Annotated in this window: 25 protein-coding genes; 6 read left to right on the forward strand and 19 right to left on the reverse strand. The window is 45.4% G+C overall.

Translation table 11 applies throughout. From position 1 onward, the window contains the following. Window positions 1-18 precede the first annotated feature (18 nt). Complete coding sequence (locus tag MHI54_RS04995) at window positions 19-231, reverse strand: hypothetical protein (protein ID WP_095215044.1); 213 nt, start codon at window positions 229-231, stop codon at window positions 19-21. A 226-nt stretch (window positions 232-457) separates the two neighbouring features. Between MHI54_RS04995 and MHI54_RS05000 the strand changes: the two genes are divergently transcribed. Next, window positions 458-745: a hypothetical protein gene (locus tag MHI54_RS05000; protein WP_095215045.1), complete on the forward strand. Its 288-nt coding sequence runs from the start codon at window positions 458-460 to the stop codon at window positions 743-745. Here the strand turns inward: MHI54_RS05000 and MHI54_RS05005 are convergent. Beyond that, window positions 742-1257 (reverse strand): GNAT family N-acetyltransferase, encoded by a 516-nt coding sequence (locus MHI54_RS05005; protein ID WP_095215046.1) that lies wholly within the window; start codon window positions 1255-1257, stop codon window positions 742-744. The two genes, MHI54_RS05000 and MHI54_RS05005, sit on opposite strands and share 4 nt — an antisense overlap. A gap of 464 nt (window positions 1258-1721) precedes the next feature. Between MHI54_RS05005 and MHI54_RS05010 the strand changes: the two genes are divergently transcribed. Then, window positions 1722-1946 (forward strand): YozQ family protein, encoded by a 225-nt coding sequence (locus MHI54_RS05010; RefSeq protein ID WP_233134859.1) that lies wholly within the window; start codon window positions 1722-1724, stop codon window positions 1944-1946. Between the two features lie 34 nt (window positions 1947-1980). Here the strand turns inward: MHI54_RS05010 and MHI54_RS05015 are convergent, their stop codons facing one another. The 16 genes from MHI54_RS05015 to MHI54_RS05090 all read right to left on the reverse strand — a co-directional run bounded on the left by MHI54_RS05015 (window position 1981) and on the right by MHI54_RS05090 (window position 17792). Beyond that, a complete protein-coding gene (locus tag MHI54_RS05015; RefSeq protein WP_095215048.1) occupies window positions 1981-3477 on the reverse strand; it encodes a PH domain-containing protein in 1497 nt (498 codons plus the stop codon). After that, window positions 3477-3971 (reverse strand): PH domain-containing protein, encoded by a 495-nt coding sequence (locus tag MHI54_RS05020; protein ID WP_095215049.1) that lies wholly within the window; start codon window positions 3969-3971, stop codon window positions 3477-3479. The genes MHI54_RS05015 and MHI54_RS05020 overlap by 1 nt, the downstream gene beginning before the upstream one ends. 235 nt (window positions 3972-4206) lie before the next feature. Beyond that, window positions 4207-5682, reverse strand: coding sequence for a DHA2 family efflux MFS transporter permease subunit (locus MHI54_RS05025; RefSeq protein ID WP_340082924.1), 1476 nt, complete (start codon window positions 5680-5682; stop codon window positions 4207-4209). A gap of 180 nt (window positions 5683-5862) precedes the next feature. After that, on the reverse strand, window positions 5863-6486 hold the full coding sequence (locus MHI54_RS05030; protein WP_095215050.1) for a TetR family transcriptional regulator: 624 nt from the start codon (window positions 6484-6486) through the stop codon (window positions 5863-5865). 159 nt (window positions 6487-6645) lie between these two features. Then, the gene (locus MHI54_RS05035) at window positions 6646-7554 is read right to left on the reverse strand and encodes an aldo/keto reductase (RefSeq protein WP_095215051.1); all 909 of its coding nucleotides are present in this window, start codon (window positions 7552-7554) and stop codon (window positions 6646-6648) included. Window positions 7555-7575: 21 nt separating this feature from the next. Beyond that, on the reverse strand, window positions 7576-8772 hold the full coding sequence (locus tag MHI54_RS05040; RefSeq protein WP_095215052.1) for an ornithine--oxo-acid transaminase: 1197 nt from the start codon (window positions 8770-8772) through the stop codon (window positions 7576-7578). A gap of 158 nt (window positions 8773-8930) precedes the next feature. After that, window positions 8931-9368 (reverse strand): GNAT family N-acetyltransferase, encoded by a 438-nt coding sequence (locus MHI54_RS05045; RefSeq protein WP_095215053.1) that lies wholly within the window; start codon window positions 9366-9368, stop codon window positions 8931-8933. Window positions 9369-9506: 138 nt separating this feature from the next. Then, a complete protein-coding gene (locus tag MHI54_RS05050) occupies window positions 9507-10079 on the reverse strand; it encodes a YitT family protein (protein ID WP_233134861.1) in 573 nt (190 codons plus the stop codon). Between the two features lie 276 nt (window positions 10080-10355). Continuing rightward, on the reverse strand, window positions 10356-10940 hold the full coding sequence (locus MHI54_RS05055) for a membrane-spanning protein (RefSeq protein WP_095215055.1): 585 nt from the start codon (window positions 10938-10940) through the stop codon (window positions 10356-10358). Between the two features lie 101 nt (window positions 10941-11041). Then, window positions 11042-12202, reverse strand: coding sequence for a D-alanyl-lipoteichoic acid biosynthesis protein DltD (gene dltD, locus MHI54_RS05060; RefSeq protein WP_095215056.1), 1161 nt, complete (start codon window positions 12200-12202; stop codon window positions 11042-11044). After that, entirely contained in the window at window positions 12202-12438 is a 237-nt protein-coding gene (dltC, locus tag MHI54_RS05065; RefSeq protein WP_095215057.1) for a D-alanine--poly(phosphoribitol) ligase subunit DltC, read from the reverse strand. The genes dltD and dltC overlap by 1 nt, the downstream gene beginning before the upstream one ends. 15 nt (window positions 12439-12453) lie before the next feature. Further along, a complete protein-coding gene (gene dltB / locus MHI54_RS05070) occupies window positions 12454-13611 on the reverse strand; it encodes a D-alanyl-lipoteichoic acid biosynthesis protein DltB (RefSeq protein ID WP_095215058.1) in 1158 nt (385 codons plus the stop codon). Beyond that, on the reverse strand, window positions 13608-15113 hold the full coding sequence (gene dltA, locus MHI54_RS05075; RefSeq protein WP_340082513.1) for a D-alanine--poly(phosphoribitol) ligase subunit DltA: 1506 nt from the start codon (window positions 15111-15113) through the stop codon (window positions 13608-13610). The genes dltB and dltA overlap by 4 nt, the downstream gene beginning before the upstream one ends. 17 nt (window positions 15114-15130) lie before the next feature. Next, window positions 15131-15277 carry a teichoic acid D-Ala incorporation-associated protein DltX gene (locus MHI54_RS05080; RefSeq protein WP_095215060.1) on the reverse strand — a complete coding sequence of 49 codons (147 nt, stop codon included), beginning with the start codon at window positions 15275-15277 and terminating at the stop codon, window positions 15131-15133. Between the two features lie 15 nt (window positions 15278-15292). After that, window positions 15293-15964 (reverse strand): response regulator transcription factor, encoded by a 672-nt coding sequence (locus tag MHI54_RS05085; RefSeq protein WP_095215061.1) that lies wholly within the window; start codon window positions 15962-15964, stop codon window positions 15293-15295. A gap of 82 nt (window positions 15965-16046) precedes the next feature. Then, the gene (locus MHI54_RS05090; RefSeq protein ID WP_095215062.1) at window positions 16047-17792 is read right to left on the reverse strand and encodes a HAMP domain-containing sensor histidine kinase; all 1746 of its coding nucleotides are present in this window, start codon (window positions 17790-17792) and stop codon (window positions 16047-16049) included. 195 nt (window positions 17793-17987) lie between these two features. On the opposite strand from MHI54_RS05090, the gene MHI54_RS05095 reads away from it, so the two are divergent. From MHI54_RS05095 to MHI54_RS05110, 4 genes are all read left to right on the forward strand, one after another. After that, window positions 17988-18620: a cupin domain-containing protein gene (locus tag MHI54_RS05095; RefSeq protein WP_340082517.1), complete on the forward strand. Its 633-nt coding sequence runs from the start codon at window positions 17988-17990 to the stop codon at window positions 18618-18620. Window positions 18621-18744: 124 nt separating this feature from the next. Beyond that, window positions 18745-19092, forward strand: a complete 348-nt coding sequence (locus tag MHI54_RS05100) for a DUF4870 domain-containing protein (protein WP_340082518.1) — start codon at window positions 18745-18747, stop codon at window positions 19090-19092. Continuing rightward, the gene (locus MHI54_RS05105) at window positions 19082-19546 is read left to right on the forward strand and encodes a hypothetical protein (RefSeq protein ID WP_340082519.1); all 465 of its coding nucleotides are present in this window, start codon (window positions 19082-19084) and stop codon (window positions 19544-19546) included. The genes MHI54_RS05100 and MHI54_RS05105 overlap by 11 nt, the downstream gene beginning before the upstream one ends. Beyond that, window positions 19546-20262 carry a MerR family transcriptional regulator gene (locus MHI54_RS05110; protein ID WP_340082925.1) on the forward strand — a complete coding sequence of 239 codons (717 nt, stop codon included), beginning with the start codon at window positions 19546-19548 and terminating at the stop codon, window positions 20260-20262. The genes MHI54_RS05105 and MHI54_RS05110 overlap by 1 nt, the downstream gene beginning before the upstream one ends. 298 nt (window positions 20263-20560) lie before the next feature. On the opposite strand, the gene MHI54_RS05115 is transcribed toward MHI54_RS05110, so the two are convergent. Then, on the reverse strand, window positions 20561-20992 hold the full coding sequence (locus tag MHI54_RS05115) for an Rrf2 family transcriptional regulator (RefSeq protein ID WP_340082520.1): 432 nt from the start codon (window positions 20990-20992) through the stop codon (window positions 20561-20563). Window positions 20993-21034 lie beyond the last annotated feature (42 nt).

Below are 21034 nucleotides of genomic sequence, written 5' to 3' on the forward strand. Positions count from 1 at the left end.
GCATGGGTCGCTTTTTTATCAGGTACAGCCTTCACATTCGTAATAGCGTTTGCTTGCGTCCAATGTACGAAGCAAGCTGCCGATTTCGACTTCTTCTGGTTCCACGAATTCCAAATCCGCCACACGTTCCTTGATGGACTGGCGCGCTTCTTCCTCAGAAGCAGCAACATAGCTGAATTCACTTGTTTCGCCAGTTGGCAGGACTTTGTACTCGAATAGGTATCTTTGCATATTACCGGCCTCCGTAACACAATATCTAGTGTACGTACACTATACACCATCCCATATATGCACGTCAATCGTAAAGATTCACCTCTGCCATATTGCTAGTTTTCTTAATAATCTGTTTCCCTTGCCCTCCCGCTTCCGAAACGGTTTTCTGCTTATAAGGAAAATGATGTCCAGCCTTAATAAGTTTGGACAACCCAGCATACGTTATACAAAGGAGGTAGGGACGTTGGAATTTCCTATGATAATGACGAACTTCTGGGATGCCGTGCTTGGTGTGCCCATCGTTCTTATTTTTACCCAAATCATGAAGCATCTCCTGCCGCTGCCCGGCAAGTACACACCAACGATTGCGTTATTGAGCGGATTGATCCTGTCTATCTTTTTCAGCCATCCTCACAATCTGATCGCTGCCATCTTCATGGGGTATTTTTATGGCTATGCCGCGATCGGAAGCTATGCAGCCCTGCGCACCGCTTTTCGTGCTTATCGGAAAGATAAACACGATTACCGTTAACGAGATACACGGTGTTCACCATAAACCTCTTGCAGAATCATCTGTTTGACGCGATCGAATGCTACTTCGCCATAGATCGCAGGATAGCTCATAAGCTGCAGCGGAAGAGGTGCCGCTCCTACTCGCAGGGGCGGCTGTTCATATGGATAGGCATGCAGATGAAACCCGAGCTTCTCATAGAATCGCACCCGACGGGCTGCCGTCTCAGATCCGGCTGGAGGCTCCACCTCGAGTATGATCGGCTTTTCTGAAATGGCCATGACTTCCCGCATGATCTTACTGCCCATTCCCTGACCTTGAAAAGCTTCATTCACTGCAATATGTTCGATGAATGATAATTCAGGCAGAGAATAAACCGCACAAAAAGCAGCAAGCCGACCCTGTTCCTCATAAATATGGATATGATAATCCTCTCTGTCCAAGAGTGCTTTCTGCTGCCTGAAACCCCGATGCTCCTCAGGGGGGAAGGAACGACTCATCAGCTCATAGACAGATTCGAAATCGCGCATCATAAAACATCCTTTTTCTACTAGTATATACGAAAGAAGCGCCGGCCGCAGCCGACGCTTCCTTAACTGTCAGGATACTGCCTTGGAAATGCCCTTCACAACCGCAAAGAATGTCACCCAAAGCGGTATGCTTAAACCTGTACCATATAGCAAACCTACGAAAAAATTATTTTCATTTTTCTTCATTTCTTGTCCACTCCTTCTTTCATGAGGATGCAGAACAGCTTTCCTTGCTTACATACATTTTATAATGAAAGCGTTTACAAGGTAAAGGATTTCATTTTGCCAAATTTCTGCACTATACGCCTTCCTACTCTTAGTTTTCCCTTAAAAATCCCAACATAAACCTTTCAGCTCACCACCGGTCCTTTGCATAACAGAAATGAGAAGGATGACCCTGCAAAAATCCAAACATATTATTTCTCTGTTTCGGGAAACTAATGAATATATGGAAGGAGGAATACAGGTTGGATAAATCAAAGCAAAAAGCTGCCAATGAAGTGGCTGAAAAGATGTACGATGCCCAAAATCATGATTCATCGAATCCAGTCGATAAGGGAATCTCGATCACCCATGAGCAAGTAACGGATACGTACACAGAAGGTACTGTAGATGGAAAGATAGATAATGTGGAGAAGGATGGCTCCCTGACGAACGGAAAAGACAGGGAAATCCCCCGCGAAGGCTTTTAAATGGAGAGGGCAGCTCGCGTGAGCTGTCCTCTCTCTATTGCCTTCGGACATCATTTGTCCGCTGATGAAACCATCTATAAAAACGATCTGCTTCTTTTTCAGGAATATCTTTCATTTTATTATGCAGCACCGGCTTTGCCCGGTTGATGGATTCGATTGTTGCCAATCCGAGCCGGCGCTGAAGCGGATTTTGATTCCTGGCAATCTCAATCATCTTATTTCTTTTTGTCACAAAAAGTTTTGTCGTAAAAGCCCCTGTCTTCATCTGGAAGAATTTTTCGCTGATCAGGTATCTGGAATGCTTGAAATTCAAATAGCGATAGCCTTCAATCAGGATCAATAGAAGGATGGACACGATCCACCAAGAAATCTGATAACCTGACACTTCCGGGCGCCAAAAGTACAAAGTGATGGTCACTGCCAGCCAGAGGATGCTTGGCTGAAGGAGACGGTAAAACAATACCTTCTGCTGCAATTCATGCATGGAGGACTTCACTTCATATTCGGGCAGTATTTCAGCAATCATTTGCTGCGCCTGTTTCAGTGAAAAATATGGATAAAGTGAATTGATCGTTTCTGTATCGTCGCTAATGTCCAGTGAACCTGTACTGATCAGCTTCACCTTTGCCAGTCCGAGTAAACGATGCAAAATCGGCTGGCTGATCTCGATTCCCTGTACTCGGTCTTTACGGATCGAATAAGCAGATTCGCTGACCAATCCTGTCTGGATGTATATATGTGATTCATCTGAGGCCAACTCATAGTTGCCATACTTCTGCAGCACTCGCCACATTCCTGTCAAAAGGGAGACTGCCAGGATTCCGATAAGACCAAGCATCGTAATCCACCAGGTCTTCAACAATGGCAAATACGGACGGATATCGCTCCATTCAAAGAAAATATCAAATTTCAGCATAAAAGAAACCAACAGCGGCGGAACGAGCAAAAAGCTCAGGGAAGTGAATGATGCCTTGATCAGTTCCTTCTTTGTCGGCTTGAAATGGGTGATTCTATCCCCGACTTGAAATCCGGACTCTGCGTCTCCCTGCTCCGCATCATTTCCCTCGATGGTTATTTGCTCCATGTCAGATGGCTCCTGCCTGTCTGTTTTGGTCAGCTCCTCCAGCCGGAAGGCCTCCTCTTTCGTGAGCACCTTAAATTCCACGGCTTTTTCCTTCGATCCTGTCTCAAACTTGATTGCAGTCAAACGAAGCAGCCTATGGAGGAGATTCGTATGCTTGGTTACATGTTGAACTTTCTCATACGGGACAGTGCGGCTGTTTTTTGAAAAGATGCCGCTGTATAAATGGAACGCATGCTCATCAGCTGCGTATGTTTCTGTGAACCATGTAAGAACTTCACTCACAATGGATAGCAATAGGATAGCCAGAACGACGTATTTCGCATATGTCCCCCACCAATTATCGGCATCATTGAAAACAGTGACGATTATGAGGGGTACAATCCAATTCCTGATCGCCTTTGCGATCCCAAATAGCAAAATAGCCGGATGATGACGTTTCTTCTCCATCAGTCATCCTCTTCCTTTGCCTTGGCATATGCTGCTATTTCATTCCTTAATGCATATGCCTCTATCTCCGGCAGCCCTGGGATGCTGTACTCGCCCGCCATTGTCTCGATCTCTACTTCCCGGAGCTTATATTTCCTTAAAAGCGGCCCCTGCTTCGTTTCGACGGATTGTATTTTCGTCACGGGAATCAGCTGATCCTTTTGGAACCAGGCTCCCTGCCTCAGCTGTACATATTCCTCATCCATATCATAGCGCCAGTTACGGTGATTGATGACAGTCGCAAAATAGCCAATGATTCCAAACGGGATGGAGATGATAAGCAATATCATAAGTACAGTCCCGATCCAGGATGGCCAGTCAAAATAAAAATCCAGCCCCAGCAACACAGCAAAAATCAAAAGCATCACCACATCAAAAATAACATCACCTATCAGTCCGACACGCAGCGATTCCTTCGGCAATTTATGTTGAGGTTCCTTTACTTGTATCTGCATCGGTTTCCCTCCCTTTCTCTATGTTTCCTTTACGAAACCAAATAAGAATAGGTTCCAAAATTGTACCAAGGAAATAGTACACCTCCGAAAAAATATAACTTTGGTAAACTATTCTCAAAGGAGGAAGAACCGAAAGACATGGAAGGGAATTTGAGGCAAAGACTGAAGGAAGGGCCATTTAAAATAAAGCTGTCATCCATAAAAAAACGGACCCGGTAAGACCGGATCCATCCTCTTATTTTGCAGGCTCAGGATTCACCTGACCGATATCCTGCTTTTCAATTTTACTTACCGCATCTCTGCTTGTGTCCACTCGCTTCACGAACAGTGCGAGTATCAACGCTACAATATTGATTCCCAAAGCTACATAGAAGGAGGTTTGGATCCCAGTCAGCAGCGCCTTCTGTGTCATCAGAGCAGTTGCTGCCTCTGTCAATGTCGTTGGATCCACTCCTGACATCAAGCTCTCCGCTTCATTTTTAGTCGCAGAGTTCATGATTGTGACAAGAACGGCTGTACCAATGGAACCAGATACTTGCTGAGCCGTATTATTCACCGCCGTACCATGCGGGTTCAACACAGTAGGCAATTGGTTCAACCCGTTGGTCATGATCGGCATCATGACCATGGACATACCGAACATCCGTAATGTGTAGATGAAAATGATATATGCATAACTGGAATCCAGCTGCAGATGTGCAAGCATGTAAGTTGAAACTGCTGTGATCGTCAAACCGATCGCCGCCAGGACACGCGGTCCGAATTTATCGAACAGCCGGCCAGTGATCGGTGACATGACACCCATGATGATGGCCCCTGGCAGCATCATCAACCCGGAATCCAATGGCGAAATCCCGCGTACATTCTGGACATAAGCTGGCGTCAGGATCATTCCTGAGAACATCGCCACAGCATTTACGATGGAGATGATGGAACCAAGTGCAAACATCGGATACTTATACACGCGCAAGTCCAATAACGGTTTCTCCATGCGCAGCTGACGGATGACAAAAATGATCAAAGCAATCGCTCCGACAATCAAGGTAGTCAATACAATCGGATCTGTCCAGCCGTCGGAGCTTGCCGAACTGAAACCATAAAGCAATCCGCCGAATCCGATGGATGACAGCACAACGGAAAGATAATCAAGTGTGGCTTTCGTATTTTGCTGCATGACATTCTTTAACTTCCAGACAGCAAGCAGCACACTGATCACTGCCAACGGAAGGATCATTTCAAACAATAGACGCCAGTCATAATATTCTACGATATAACCAGATAATGTCGGACCGATGGCTGGTGCTGTAATCATGACCAGGCCAAAGATCCCCATTGCCGTCCCTCGTTTTTCACGCGGGAAGCTAACGAGCATGATGTTCATCAGCAATGGCCCCATCACGGATGAGCCGGCTGCCTGGATCATCCGTCCAGTGAGCAGTATGCCAAAGTTCGGTGCAAAAGCTGCCAAGGCGGTACCTAACGTAAAGATGATCATCGCTGTAATGAAAAGCATACGGTTTGAGAACCGTGTAACTAAGAAGGCGGAGGCTGGAATCAGTACCCCGCTGACAAGCATATAACCTGTTGCAAGCCATTGAACAGTCGAATAGTCCTCGATTTTCAAGTCAACCATGATTGATGGCAAGGCAACGTTCAGCAATGAGTTATTCAAGAAGGAGACAAATGCTCCGACAAATAAAATAGCCAGCATCAAATATGGTGCTTTTCTGGGTTGTGTTGCTTCCGTGTTCAAAATCCTATCTCCCTTTATTTAATTTTTAGTGCTGCAGCAGCGGCCGTTTGCAAAGGCTCGCATTGATCCCTTGTTTTTGCAGCGTCTCTGCCAGCTTCCTCAAGAAATCATCACTTTTTTTGATTACAGAATGGTACATCAGTCGACCCCTTCTTTCTGCAGTCCTCTTTTTATCAAGCTGATCTGTGTTTCATAATCAGAAATGGCTTCTTCATCCGTGAGATCATGAACGAATACCTGAACAAGATTATGAAAAGTGATTGCCCCCACTATCCTGATGACATGCGAGAGCTCATCCTTATCCTTTATATTCAGATAAGAAGTATCCACCAATTCAAGCGTTTGGGAGCGCTCCTTTTTCATGCTCTCCTTATATATGTTGTTAGCCATAGTATTTTCTTTCCTATGGTTCATATTCAGGAAAGCATATCTGAAGAAATCCTTATGCTCCTCATCATGACGCAGGGAAATCATATATCGGAACTGTTCCGCCAAGGACTCCAATAAGTTCCCTTTCTTCTCCTTCAGGATAGCGATCAGCTTCTTATTATTCTCCTGGGCAAGCTGATTCAGCAGATAATAGTATAGATCCTCTTTATCCTCGAAATACTGATAAAAGCTTCCTCGGGGTATTCCGGCATCCTTGATGATGTTGGCAATGGACGCCTCATGCAGCGGGACCCTCGAAAATTCTTTTTTGGCGGCTTGAATCAATGTATTCCTTTTATCTTCCGGTAAATGAAGAAAGGTTTGCTTCGGCATATCTTCACTCCTGCTAATCATATGACACCGTGTCACAATTGATGATGAATAAATTATATGTGACACAGTGTCATATGTCAATACCGTTTTACTAATTATTACCATAATCATAAAAGCGAATTGTCATAGGACAACCCGCTTCCCCGGATAACGATCGAATCAAGGTACATTATTGCCAGCTGCCCGGTACAATTCGTACCACTCTTCCCTGGTCAGCTGGACATCTTGCGCTTTACAGATCGACTGGATCCGTTCTGGATTCATCGAACCGACAACGGCCTGGATGTTGGCAGGGTGACGCAATATCCAGGCAATCGCGATCGCAGATTTACTTACATCATACCGTCCCGCTAATTCGTCAAGTGCTGCATTGACTTCCGGAAAATCAGGATGGTCGATAAATACTCCCTCCATCATACCGAATTGGAATGGGGACCATGCCTGGACCGTCATCTTGTTCAGCTGACTATACGGCAGCAGTCCGCTATCACGCATAACAGACTCCCTGTTCTGCATATTCACGTTCAATCCAGCGTCGAGCAGCGGCGTGTGCATCAAACTGAATTGCAGCTGATTGATAATCAATTCCTCTTTTACATATTGCTTCAGCAGCTCTATTTGATATGGATGGTGGTTGCTGACGCCGAAGTTCCTCACCTTTCCGCTTTCTTTCAGCACGCGGAATGCCTCTGCTACTTCCTCCGGTTCCAGCAGCGCATCCGGCCGATGCAAAAGCAGGATATCAAGATGATCAGCCTGCAGTCTTTTTAATATCCCTTCGACACTGGACACGATATGTTCCTTTGAAAAATCGAAAAAACCCTGGCGAATGCCGCATTTGGACTGGAGAATGATATCTTCCCGTCTCACCGTACTCTCCTTTAACGCTTCAGCGAAAACTTCCTCGGATGCTCCCGCGCCGTAAATATCGGCATGATCAAATAGATTGATTCCCGCTTCGACGCTTGCATCGATGACTTTGACAGCTTCCTGCTTGCTCAGATCATTCATCCTCATACAGCCAAGGGCAATAGGCGCTGTTTCCAATCCACTCGTACCCAATTTCATTTTGTCTCCCCCTCTTTCGTTTCACTGCAATACTTGCTTCAGCCTTTCCATTGCCCATTCCAATTCCTCTTCGGATATGATCAAAGGCGGCGCAATCCGGATGACGGTTTCGTGTGTCTCTTTGCAAAGCACGCCCAGTTCCTTCAGCCTTTCACAATATGGCCGGGCTGGTTCCGTCAATTCAATGCCGATAAACAATCCTTTTCCACGGATTTCCTTGATTTTGGATGAAGTCAGCTTCTGCAGCTCTTTCAATAGATAGGTTCCAAGACGAAGGGATCTGCTTGCTAGATCCTCTTCCTCAAGGACCTCAAGCGCTGCAATCGATACCGCACATGCCAATGGATTCCCACCGAAAGTCGAACCATGCGAGCCGGGATTGAAAACACCCAATATTCCTTTATCGCCTGCAACACAGGATATCGGGAATACTCCGCCGCCAAGTGCCTTACCCAAAATATACAAATCGGGTTTGACATCCTCCCAGTCACAAGCAAACGTTTTACCCGTACGCCCCAGGCCGACTTGGATTTCATCCGCGATGAATAGGACATTCTCTTGCTTGCATAATTCCGAAGCTGCTTTCAAATACCCCTTCGGCGGAATGATGATGCCTGCTTCCCCCTGGATCGGTTCCACGAGGAAAGCTGCCGTACTTGATGTGATCGCTGACTTCAGAGCCTCCAAATCACCATAAGGAATGATCTTGATGCCTGGTATCATCGGACCGAAACCGCGGCGGTATTCCGCTTCCGAAGAGAGCGAAACGGCAGTCATCGTCCTGCCATGGAAGTTCCCGCTGCATACGATGATCTCTGCTTGATCAGCAGCAATCCCCTTCACATCATATCCCCAGCGTCTGGCTGCTTTAAAAGCCGTCTCCACAGCTTCAGCACCGGTATTCATCGGCAGAATCATATCCTTGCCAGTCAAAGCAGCAACTTGTTCATACCATGAACCCAGCTGGTCATTATGAAAAGCGCGGGAAGTAAGTGTGACTTTCCGGGCCTGTTGCTGAAGCGCATCGATGATTTTGGGATGCCGATGTCCTTGATTCACCGCTGAATAAGCACTGAGCATATCCATATATCGCTTTCCCTCGGTATCTTCCACCCACACACCCTCTGCTTTCGCAATGACGATCGGAAGCGGATGATAATTATTCGCCCCATATCGCTCTGTCAATTGCATCAATTCCTGTGCATCTGTAGTCCTCATCCCAACTGCCCCTTTCCAGGTTCATTTGGCGCCCCTGATGCAGCGCAATCATTATATTTTCATTCTAACAAAGAGACAGCTGATTGGAAGCGTTTCAACAAGAAATATAAAAAACGTCTGCCGCGAAATCAGGCGATTTTCCACCTATACTCCTGCCATTACACATCCTTCTTTTCCATGATGACATGAGGAATGCCATCCTCTTCAAAGATATCGGAAGCTTCCCTATATCCCAGCTTCCTGTAAAATCCGCTCGCTTGTACCTGTGCATGCAGTTTGAAAGCAGTTTTACCGGCCTTCCGTGCACTTTCCTCCAAACCTTCGATAATGACCCTGCCCAGCCCATATTTTCGATATTCTTTCCTAACGCAAATCCGCTCCAGCTTCCCGTAATCCCCGACAAATCGCAGCCTGCCTGTACCGGCAGCCTCCCCTTCATGGTAAACGAGGATATGCCGGCAAACACCATCCAGCACATCGAACCGATCGAATTCGTCCTCTAAAGGTACACCTTGCTCTTCCACAAAAATCGCCACACGCATTGCCTTGGCTATTTCAAGATCTTGTTCGTTTTGAATGATTTTGTATAATGACATCGTTGTATCCATCTCCTGCCGCTTGTCGAAGTTTAATATAAAAACACATACAAAAATAATGATCATGCGCCTGCAGCCGATATTCCAAGTCCAATCGAGCTCCTGCGAGAGTGATTGAAGAATAGCTAAAATATAAACTCAGACCTTAGACACTTCATTGCCTGGGAGTATCCCTAATCGCTGAAATACTGCAAAAGCAAATTGCAGGAGAATGCCTCCTGACAAAACAGTCATCACTGTCCCTGGTCCTATCGGGCCTTCAAGCAAAAATGCAGTACAAAGGCAGACAGTGTATATAAACGTCCTGATAACGATGATACTTGATTTAAATTTTTCGATTAACACAAGCATGAGCCGATCGATTGGAATAGGCGCAAACTTCGTATGAAGATATAACGCTGTCCCGGCTGCAAGGAAAAACTGCGCACAAAGAAACAAACCAACCCGGCCGACCACCTTCTCCAAATGGAATCCCCCTAGCAGGAATAGCCACCCGTCAAGGAGCAAGCCAGTTGCAAATGCCGTCAGCAAACCAGCTAATTCCGGAGCCGTGCGTGTAAGCAAGGAATTGATCACAATAAAAAACCCTGCAAGAATAATTTCCCAGCTCCCGACTGTCATTCCAGCTTTATCTGCTAATCCTACAAGTACAGCATCAAACGGTGAGGTACCTAGATCCGCTGTGATAGTAAGGGCAATACCAAAAGTCATAAAAAGCAGACCTGAAAAGAAAAGCACGCCCCTTGTCCGCAACCTTTTAGTTCTCCCGTATTCCATCCTCTTCCTCTTCATGTCAAATGACCATCATTTTTAATTACCATGATGTCGTATGAAGTCAAAGCAACCCCCACCTTCCATATTGATAAATCTATTCAAACACTTTTTTGTTGCAAATACAATATAAAAAGGAACCACCTCCCTTTATTTGGCTTTAATCAATAAACAACTCATAAATTTCATAAAAAAAGAGCTGCAATTTTGCAGCTCTCAGTCACGAAGCTCTTTTCCTTCAAGCGGTTTATTCCGGAACAAGGCATAGATGCCAAAAATGACTCCTCCCAGCAATCCCGCAATCAAATCCGTCATCGTGTCGGTATTGCCGCTCCGCTGCATGACGCTTGTCACGGTCATATCCCCGATGAATTCGATGCTTTCCCAGATTGCACTCCCGATCGTTGCCATACCGCATACAAATAAGAATATGATCCAGCGCGAAATATAGATACCCGCCGGACGAAGCACCTTATAGCGATAAATGGCCAGGGCCAGCCAGGCGATATACATGCTGCCGACAACATGAAGCGTCACATCCCACCACTTGTATTTATCATAAAAGTGGAAAATGGCCCCAAGTATGAAAGTACAGACAAGCAAACCATAATAGCCGAGGATATGCGGTACGCGGAACGGTGTGCGCTGGAAAAACAGCAGGCCCAGCGGCAATGCACTCATGATTACCCTGCCGCCGCCCTTGGTCCAGGAATTCGTATCTCCATTTTTCAGTTCTATCACAAAGGATACCAGCATAAAGCATATGAATAGAAAGCTTAAGATATAGATCGTTTTCTTCAATACTCATCTCTCCTAAAGCTCTTTTTCCATAGTCTAACCAGTTATAAGGGATTCTAGTTAAAAAACAAAAAGACGATTCACCATGGTGAATCGTCAAAAGGTCATCGAAGGAATTTTTCCATATCCTCATCCAAGTAGACCCAGCCCTTCCAGCCGATATGAATGGTATCACGCATGAAATATGGATCATATTCGTGACCGGAATAATCAGCATAGGTAAAGCCATTGTCATCGATTTGTTTTTTGATTCGATTATAGTAGTCTTCCCGGCCCTGTTTCGGGAAGCCAGTGTAGTCGTAATACTCTCCGTTAACAGGAATGATGACAAACAGCGGCTTGGCATCAGCCTTTTTCAGGATATCCAGCATCAGCTGAAAGTCGGCATATTCAGGTGATTCCGCATAGGAATGGCCTTTGTTCTTGCCTTCCATCTCTTTGATGTAATTCTTTTTATGCTTATATACATTCGTCGCGATATGGAATTTCGAGTCCTTTGTCCGTTTTTCGCCGTAAGCATCTGCTTGTGCTTGCAGCTCTTCCCAAGTCTTGTCCTTCACTTTATCCGACTGATGGCGATTCGATGGCTTGTCCTTGATGAGTGTGAAATACAGATCCTTCTTTTCCAGCATCGCTATATAAGCTTTGGCCGGAGCACTTAATATGTTGAACTTCATCTTCTTATCATCCAGGTAAGCATCGTACAGCTGATACAGCATCATGTCATTCTTCACCGCATCATATGTCATCAGCCTTTTCATCAAATCCTGCTTCACCTGTTCATCCATCTCTTTATTGAATGGCAGCTGATATGCCTGCAGGGAGGAATAATTCGGTGCGAAATGCTGTTCATCGGTACCGTGCTTGACGAACCATTGAGGCGAGACGATGATGACCATCTTTTTTCCCTTCAGCTTATCCGCATGCGTGGCAAAATTCAAATCATGGATGATCGAGGTTGTACCGCCTTTCCCGATCAAGTATGGTGTATGCTCTGCCCCATTCACTGCAAAATAATTGGACGGATGGAAAGGATCCCAGCGGGACAGCTCCGAGGAACCGTAAATTGGTACATACTCCGGATCAGCAAGCATTTCTCCCTGCAAATACGTGCCCTGGAACATATTCGGCTCCAGACTGGTGGCCGATTGCTCCAAACGATCGGCCGGCACCAGCTTGGCCAGCCAGGATGCCGGTACAAAGACCAAGCTGGCGAACAGGACCAATGCAAGTATGATCGGTCCGAATAAATACTTCTTCTTCATTATTTCAGCTCATTCAATCGATCGGTGATCGCACTCGGTGTATTCCATGTATCGCGGTCGAACTCCGTAATCGGTACATTGATGCCAAGCTGCTCTTCAAATTGAACGAGCAGCTCTACTGTTGCAAAAGAATCCAGCAAGCCTGCCTCGAAAATATCGAGATCCTGCTCCTCCTTCACAACATCATCCTCACAAACTTCTGCAATAACTTGCAGCACTTTCTCTTTAAAATCCATTAGTATATTCCCCTTTTATTGAAATGGTCTTCCGGAAAACAAATAGAATCCGAAACAGACGACATGGAAAGTGATGACGATCGATACAACCGTCATGAGTTTCCCCGCCGGCCAGCGTTTATGTTTTTTGTTCCAAGTCTCGAAGAAATTAAAGGCTGTCATCATCAAAGCATGATAAGCACCGTAAACGATGTACTGGATCGCCAATCCATGCCATACACCCATCAGTAAAAACAGCAGGATATAACCCAGATTGGAAACAAGCATTTTGTTCTGTATCCATTTTTTCTTTTTCATCAGAAAGACGAAACGCATGAATACATAATCACGGAACCAGAACGACAGCGACATATGCCAGCGATTCCAGAAATCTTTGATATTCCTGCTGATAAATGGCAGGTTGAAGTTTTCGGGCGATCTTATGCCCATGATATAGCTCACCCCGACGGCAAACAGTGTATATCCCGCAAAATCGAAGAACAGATATAAACTGTAGCTGTACATATACAGCAAATGATAGCTGATCCGGCCATCAGCGATATGGTCGAGGTTCATGATGAAATAAGTATTGATGGCGTACCCAATGATGAACTTGTACAAGAAACCTAAAAATATCTTATTGATTCCTTTATAAAGCAGCTCCTTATATTCGTCAGGTGTCCATCTTTTCTGTTCATCCTTTTGAAAACGGCGGAACCGATCGATCGGTCCGGATGAAATCGTCGGGTAGAACAGCATGAAATTGACCAGCTGATAAATCGACAGCTGCTCCTTGATCAAACCATCCCTTGTTTCGATGATGATTTGAACCGCACGGAATGTCAGATAAGAGATTCCGAGAAATGCAGCCCAATTATCCACTGCCAAAAATGGCAGGATCTTCGATAAGATCAACGGCAGGATCGATAGCAAACTCATGATATAGAATACAAGGCTGCCATTCTTTGTTTGCCGGTATCTTATGTAACCTTTGATGAGGACCAGCTGCAGGATGGTGAAGATGACGAGTGAATAAAATCCTTCCTCTCCGCCGGAAAAGATCATCGCCAAGACGACGATGGAGACAAATACATTGTAATAGCGCAAGGGCTTGCCCATCATACCGAGAATCATCGTCGGAAGCAGCAGGATTCCCAGGATGATGAAGAAAAGGAACGAACTGTACGGGGTCATGCGAGTACCTCTTCTTTCATTTTCTTCCGATCCGCTTTCCCATTCATCGTCATCGGAATCACTTCATGATAAGTGAATTTTCGCGGAATCATATATGCTGGCAGGCGCAGGGCAAGATCCTTGCGAATGGCCGCTGTCAGCTGATACTCTTTGTCAAAGTCATGTTCTTTCGGAACGACTGCTGCAATCAAGTATTCGATCTCCTCATTTGGCGCATGGGGGATGATGATGGCAGATTCGATATACACGGATTGATTGAGATGGAATTCGATTTCCTCCAGTTCCATCCGGTACCCATGAAGTTTGATTTGATAATCCAACCTTCCCTGACAATACACCATTCCATCTTTGATCACACCGGCATCGCCTGTCCGATAGGCCGGCATGCCCTCCACGATGCCATAAGCCTTCTCTGTCAGAAGCGGCTCTCCCAAATATCCTTTTGTCACACTAGGTCCCGCAAGGACAAGCTCACCTTTTTCGCCGTCCGGCAGCGGTGTTCCCGTTTCATCGACGACCAGGATGCGCATATCCGGTTTCGGGAATCCCACCGGCAACGCTTCATCCTTTACCAGCAACTCTCCTGTAACTTCCATGCTGGTGACTGCAACTGTAGCTTCTGTCGGTCCATATGTATTGAAAATCTTCGCATTCGGGAATCGCTCCTTCAACTCCCTGGCCACTGTCAGCGGAAGCACTTCACCGCAGAAAAGAAAAGTTTCAAGCTCTGGAAGCATCGCTGCATTGAAATCTTGATTCGGCAAGCACATCTGGACAAAGGATGGCGTCGAAATCCAATTCTGTATGCCAGAACGAACCAGGTTCTCAAAAAGCAGCTTCGGCTTATTGATCACTTCTTTATCCAAGGCATGAACAGTACCGCCTTTTTGTAACGCTGGATAAAAATCCATCACGGATAAATCAAATGAAAAAGGTGCTTGATTCAGGAATACTTTTCCCTCTCCCAATGGAAAGTCTCCAGTCATCCAATCAGTAAAGGATTGGAGATTTGCTGCCGTTACTTGTACACCTTTTGGATTCCCGGTACTTCCGGATGTATAAATGATGTAGAATACTTCATCTCCATCCACCCAATTCTCCCGTCCGATCGGCTCTTCCTTTTCCAGCTGTATGTCTGCTGTATGTAAGATGGCAGCATTGTCCACTTCCAGCACCTTATCCGTCGTATCAATGACCAGGCCCGCCCCTGATTTTTCCACGATAAGACGCACCCGTTCCATCGGAATGGATGTATCAACCGGTATGTATGGGTGACCAGCCTTTACACAGGCAAGGAAGGATACCGGCATATCCGCTCCCATATGGCCGTACACAACAATCGGCGTTTGACGTCTTAGCTGACAGCTATTACGGATAAGGCCAGCCAATCTGCTGGATCTGTCCCAGAGCATCCCATAGCTGACCCTTTCGTCTCCATTGCGAAATGCTGTTTGTTCAGGAGTCACTGCCGCATGCTGTGCAATGGTTGTTAATAGTTTCATCGTATTATCTTCTCCAATTAAAAATCGTTATAGATGTAATTACCTGTATTGGCTGTATGGAAGCCATACAGCATGAATAAAGTGATCAGGATTGCCAGATAGAAACAGGTGTGCGCGACAAAACGAACACCTGTATGCGTACACAGCTGCTTAATTTTATTCATTTTCCCCTCTGCTTTCTATTCGAATTTATAGCCGGTACCGATGACAGTCCGGATATGGTGCGATTCATATCCAAGTTTGGCTCTAAGCTTCTTGATGTGCGTATCCACGACCCGATTATCCCCTTCAAAGTCAATTCCCCACACGTGATTCAAAATTGTTTCACGTGAAAGAACGTTATTTTTGTGCTGGAGCAGAAGCAGTAAGACCTCATATTCCTTCGGTGTCAGCTCGACCTGCTGATTATCCAGTTCCAGGTTACGCGCTTTCGTATTGACAACAGCGTGACCGAAACGGATCATATGACCATTCGGCAAATACTGCTCCGTAGCTCGTTTCATCAAAGAATTCGCGCGTGCAACCAGTACTTTTGGACTGAATGGTTTGGTTACATAGTCATCGGCTCCGAGCTCAAATCCATGAATTTTATCATTATCACTGGATTTGGCGGTCAAGAGGATGATCGGGACACCGGATTTGCTGCGCACCTGCTTGGTGACGGCAAATCCATCCATCTCGGGCATCATGATATCCAGGATGACCAAATCAGGGTAAACGGCATCAAACCAGCTTATGGCACTGCTGCCATTATCCGTTTCATGTACTTCCCAGCCATCCTTTTTGAAATAATCCGCCACTACTTCCCGGATGCGTGATTCATCCTCGACAAGCAGCACTTTTCTTCCCATCACGAATCATCCCTTCCACCTTATATGCATAAATTAACAATTTCATATGTCCTTCATGTGTCCAAATAAGTAATTTTTCCCATCATTTATGGAAACGAGCAAAGAAACGTACTCCTTCCGGCATATTTTCCACACCATAACTGAATCCGTGCAATTCAAGTATTTGCTGTACGATTGCGAGACCCAGGCCTGTTCCGCCGGTCATTCTGCTCCGGGAAGACTCGGTGCGATAGAAACGGGACCAAATATTTGCAAGCTGCTCCTCCGGTATTTGCGGCCCTTTGTTCTCGACCATGAACACACTGCATTCCTCTTTTGAATCCGTTTCAATCCGGATGGTGACGACAGACTCTGGTTCACTATGGCGAACAGCATTTACGAGCAGATTCCGGATAACCCGCTCCATCCATTCATAATCCGCCACGATCGGCAGCTCATTCCGCGGCATCACTTCGATTGAAACACGCTTCTCTTTTGCCATGCAGAACAGCTTATCCGATAGGTTCTCTGCCATTTCGCTAAGCAAGAAGGATGATTTCTTTAATTTGATCACACCATTTTCAAGCTTTGCCAAATCCAGCATATCGCCGATCAGGATCTCCATCTTGTCGGATTCCTCGATGATGACCTCCATATAGTGATCCTGTTTATCCGGACTGACACCATCCTGCAGCCCTTCGGCAAAGCTCTTGATAATGCTGAGCGGTGTCTTGAGCTCATGGGAGGCATTTTCAAAAAACTCCCGCTGCGCTTTCTCCATTTGCTTGCGTTTCTCCATATCCTGCTTCAGCTTGTCATTGGCTTGCTTCAAATCCTCCACTGCATGATCCAAATTCTGCGCCATGATGAGCATATTATTGGAGAGGCTGCCAAGTTCATCGTTTCGCTTGATCGGCTTCACTGATGAGAAATCCAGATGCACCATTTTTTTCGCCATTTCATTCAGCTTGATCAGCGGACTGCTCACAAGACGGGAATAAATCAAGGAAAGCAATAAAATAAGGACAAAACCGGCGATGCCGATGTATAAATAAAACACGCGCAGCGCTTCATTTGTATCTTTTGTTTCCTGAATGGACGTCACCGAGAACATCAATTGCATCTCCCCGTCTTTCTTGACAGGCTCAATCAGTACCAGATTGTGCTTGCCGGTCCATGACTCCACCCAGTCAAGCTGCAGGCTCTCCCCTTTGTTGAGCTTCTTGAGCAGACTTTCATCGAGCGGGAACCATTCCAGCAGCGCATCATAAAGGAGACCAAATCCTCTATTCGACATGACAGCCTTGGGCAGCGATACGCTCTTCACTGTTCCTTCGAATGTCACTTCATTCTCTTCCAGGTGTTCACCTACACTATCCTGGCCCTTGGTGATGACCGAAGGATATACCACCGAAGAAACCGACATATCATTTTCCCCATTGACAACCAATGTATCTCCCTTTTTGATGTTCAATGCATTCAACTCGTCACCATAATCCGTGACCAGTAAGGAAAGCGCCACTTCCAGAACCTGTCCATCTTCAGTTTCCAGCATGATGTGTAATGGGTCTTGCACCAGCTGATATCCTTCTGCATCGACAATCGTCAAAGGACTTTTAGTCTCCCTCATATAAGAAAGTGTCTGCTTCGTCAACTGCTCTGCGCTCCAAGGATTGTCTTGATAAGCCTGGGCCAGTGAATCCAAGTGCTTTGCAGCTTCTTTCGTTTTATAGTGCTGGTAGAAACTATCGAAGAACACGAGCTGAAAAATCATGATCATCGCGTAAAATGCCACAAAAATCAAAGCTGTAACAGTAAACAGCTTTAATGTAATACCTCGCTTTTTCATGTTGCACTCCTTTATATCAAACAGCTATTTATAAGCAATACTGTAAATCAAGCATATGTTTTCTGTGTGTCCGCACACAGCCTTCATCAGCGTACATCCTTTTATATAAGAAAGGAACCTTTTTCTGTAAAATCAAAAAATCCAATTTCAGCATAAGCTATCTTCGAGTCATTTTAACCGAAAAGAGGGGAATGTATGGAGAGAGACAATGCGTACATGGACTATACAAAAGGAGATGTCCAGTATTTTAGCGATTTGAATAAAAACCGTTTATTCACGCGAAATAGCCAAAATTATATCAACCGGCTCGGCCGGGATGTATTGAATACACTTGGTGATGTGTCGCTTCTTGATATCTATTTGAGTAAGGACAAGACAGTCGAACCGCATTATCACCAGAATGCAGCAGAACTTGTCTATTGCATCAGCGGCTCTGCAAGTGTTTCCTTGATCAATCCGTTTACGAATCAAGTTGAGCACATCCACATCACACGTGGTCAAGTTGCAAATGTCCCCCAAGGATGGTGGCATTGGGAAACGGCTAGGGAGGATCAAACTCATCTGCTAGCCATTTTCGATACACCGTATCCAGAATATATTTTCGGTTCGGATATTTTGGCAAAGACACCGACAGAAGTGCTGGCCAAAACATATTGCCTGGATAAAGCAAAGCTGCAGGATGCGCTGCGCCCGCTTAACAATCAGACTATCATCATCGGACCACCGGATGAATGCAGCCAAAGCCTGGCGGTAGAAAATACCGATCAGGAAAACTCGAATTCATCAGATTACTTTACGGATGGGTGTCTATATTATCGTTTCAAATAAGAACAGCCTCTCTTTCGACAGGAGAGGCTGTTCTTATTTGAAATTAATATAAAGATACTACTTGAACCTCCAGTCGCGTCACCCCTTATGGTGTATTTATCAACAACCATTAGGAGGACCTGATATGCCATTGAAACAAAAAATCCCTGCAAGTATGATGCATCTGTTATCCTTGATCCTGACTTTCTTCCTGCCACTTATTGTGTTGCTCCTTGTCCGAAAACGAAGCAGCTATTTCAGTCAGCATGCAAAGGAAGGGTTGAATTTGCATTTCACCTTTTTCCCAATCTTTCTATTACTCCGAATTACTTCCATAAACTACCCGCCCGCTGGCGTGGCATCCATGCTGTTAATCGGATTGGAGACCATACTCATCATATGGGCTGCGTATTGTACACTGATAGATAGACCTTTCTCCTATCCTGTGATTCGATTTTTCAAAGTCAAAGGAGATACGACATATGTTATCTGATGTACTCGATTACTTATCATCACTCCCGCTGTTCTTTCTTTATTTATCGTTGATTCTACTAAGTGCTGTGCCTTTCGTGGAAGCCCATATAACAGTCCCTTTAGGGATCATGCTAGGTCTGCCGTTTCCAGTCTGCTGCCTGATCGGTCTCACCCCTAATTTCCTATCGGTGGTTCTTGCTGTAAAATGGATGAAAAGCACTAAAAAGGACAACTATTCATCCATTAGGATGAATAAGGCAAAAGTTCTCGGCACGCGTTACGGGGTACCCGCCTTAACTTTGATGGGACCTATATTAGGGGCAAATCATATCAGCGCGGCTGCTGCTGTACTTCTAGGAGCAAGTATACGAAGCATTTACTTTTGGCAGCTTGTGAGCATCGGTATTTGGGGTATTGGTACCGGCTTGTTAGTTCAGCACGGCATCTCATTTTTCAAGGAGGGCAGTTTTTGATGACAGATGGAGCAACATATACTATCGGCGAAATGGTAACCAAAGGACAAGTCAGTATCCGCACGCTTCGCTATTATGATCAAATCGATCTCTTAAAGCCAACAACCCATACAGAAGGCGGTCATCGCTTATATTCCGATGTAGATTTGAATCGACTATATGCCATTCAATCCATGAAGGGCATTGGGCTCTCTTTAAAAGAAATCAAAGACATTCTGACATCGGGCCACTTGATGGGACATGAAGTGCATCGATCGTTACAATTCCAACGTAAAATGCTGACTGCCAAAAAACAGACCATCGAGGATATGATAGCCGATGTCGACCATATGCTACGCATTACGCAAGCAGATCATGAAATTGATATTGATATTTTTTGTTCCATGCTTCATTACATAACTGCCAAAGAATCCATCAAGGAATGGCAGCAAGGAGAGCAGATTCAGGCAGGAGCAGATAGCGATGAAGCGTTGGAAAAAGAATGGAGCATCCTCTTATCCAATCTGAAAAAAGTGATTCGGATGAATATCTCTCCAAGGGCGCCAGAAGTACAGCAACTTGTCAATCAGCTATTGGCTTTGATGGATCGGACTACTGGAGATAGAACGACCATTCCACTGCCACAAACTGCACCTCCGATCATCACTCCTTTTTCCGAGAAAGATCAGCTATATCTTAAAGAAGCCATAAAGATCCATAACAAGAACAAAAACTAACCAAAAAGAGGCTGGGACAAAAGTGTTTTAGCTAAATGAAAACCCGAACTATTGACGTTAATCTTGAAACAAAGATACACGTAAGTTCGGGTTTTTTGACGATAATCTATACCAGCGCAGGCAGAATACGGAGACTCCAACGGGAACAGCGCGAGCTGAAGACCCCGCAGTGGTGATTTTTCCACGAGGAGGCTGAGGCCGTGCCCGTGGAAAGCGGAGTATTCTGCCGAAGCGGCACTTATGAGCAATGTTCGCTTTTAAACAATGGTATTTTAGTTATGTCTCAGCCTCTTCCTCTTTACCGAAGCAGCATCCTTAAATCTGCTTGATTCCCCAATAGATCCTGCAGGGTATACTCATCCAGCACCTGCAAATACGCATGCAGCGCTTTTCCTAGGATTCCTTTCAATCCACAGACGGAAGCAATCGGACAAGTATTATTTTCCCGGTTGAAGCACTCTACCAGATGAAAATCATCCTCCATTCGCCGGACGACGGCCCCGATATTGATGTCCTCCGGATCAAGCGCCAGCCTGATGCCTCCCGATCTGCCCCTGACAGCTTCTATGTAGCCAGCCTGTCGCAGTTCATGCGCTACTTTCATCAGATGATTTTTGGATATATGATAAGCTGTCGCAATTTCTTGGATCGTCGACAGTTTGTCTTTTTCTTTTGTCCCCAGATAAAGAAGGATTCGCAGGGAAAAATCAGTATACATCGTCAATCGCATTGGTTTACATCCTCCTCTTCCAAAGGATTATAGCATAACTCA

The organism is Terribacillus sp. FSL K6-0262, assembly GCF_037977385.1.
Classification (GTDB): Bacteria; Bacillota; Bacilli; order Bacillales; family Amphibacillaceae; genus Terribacillus.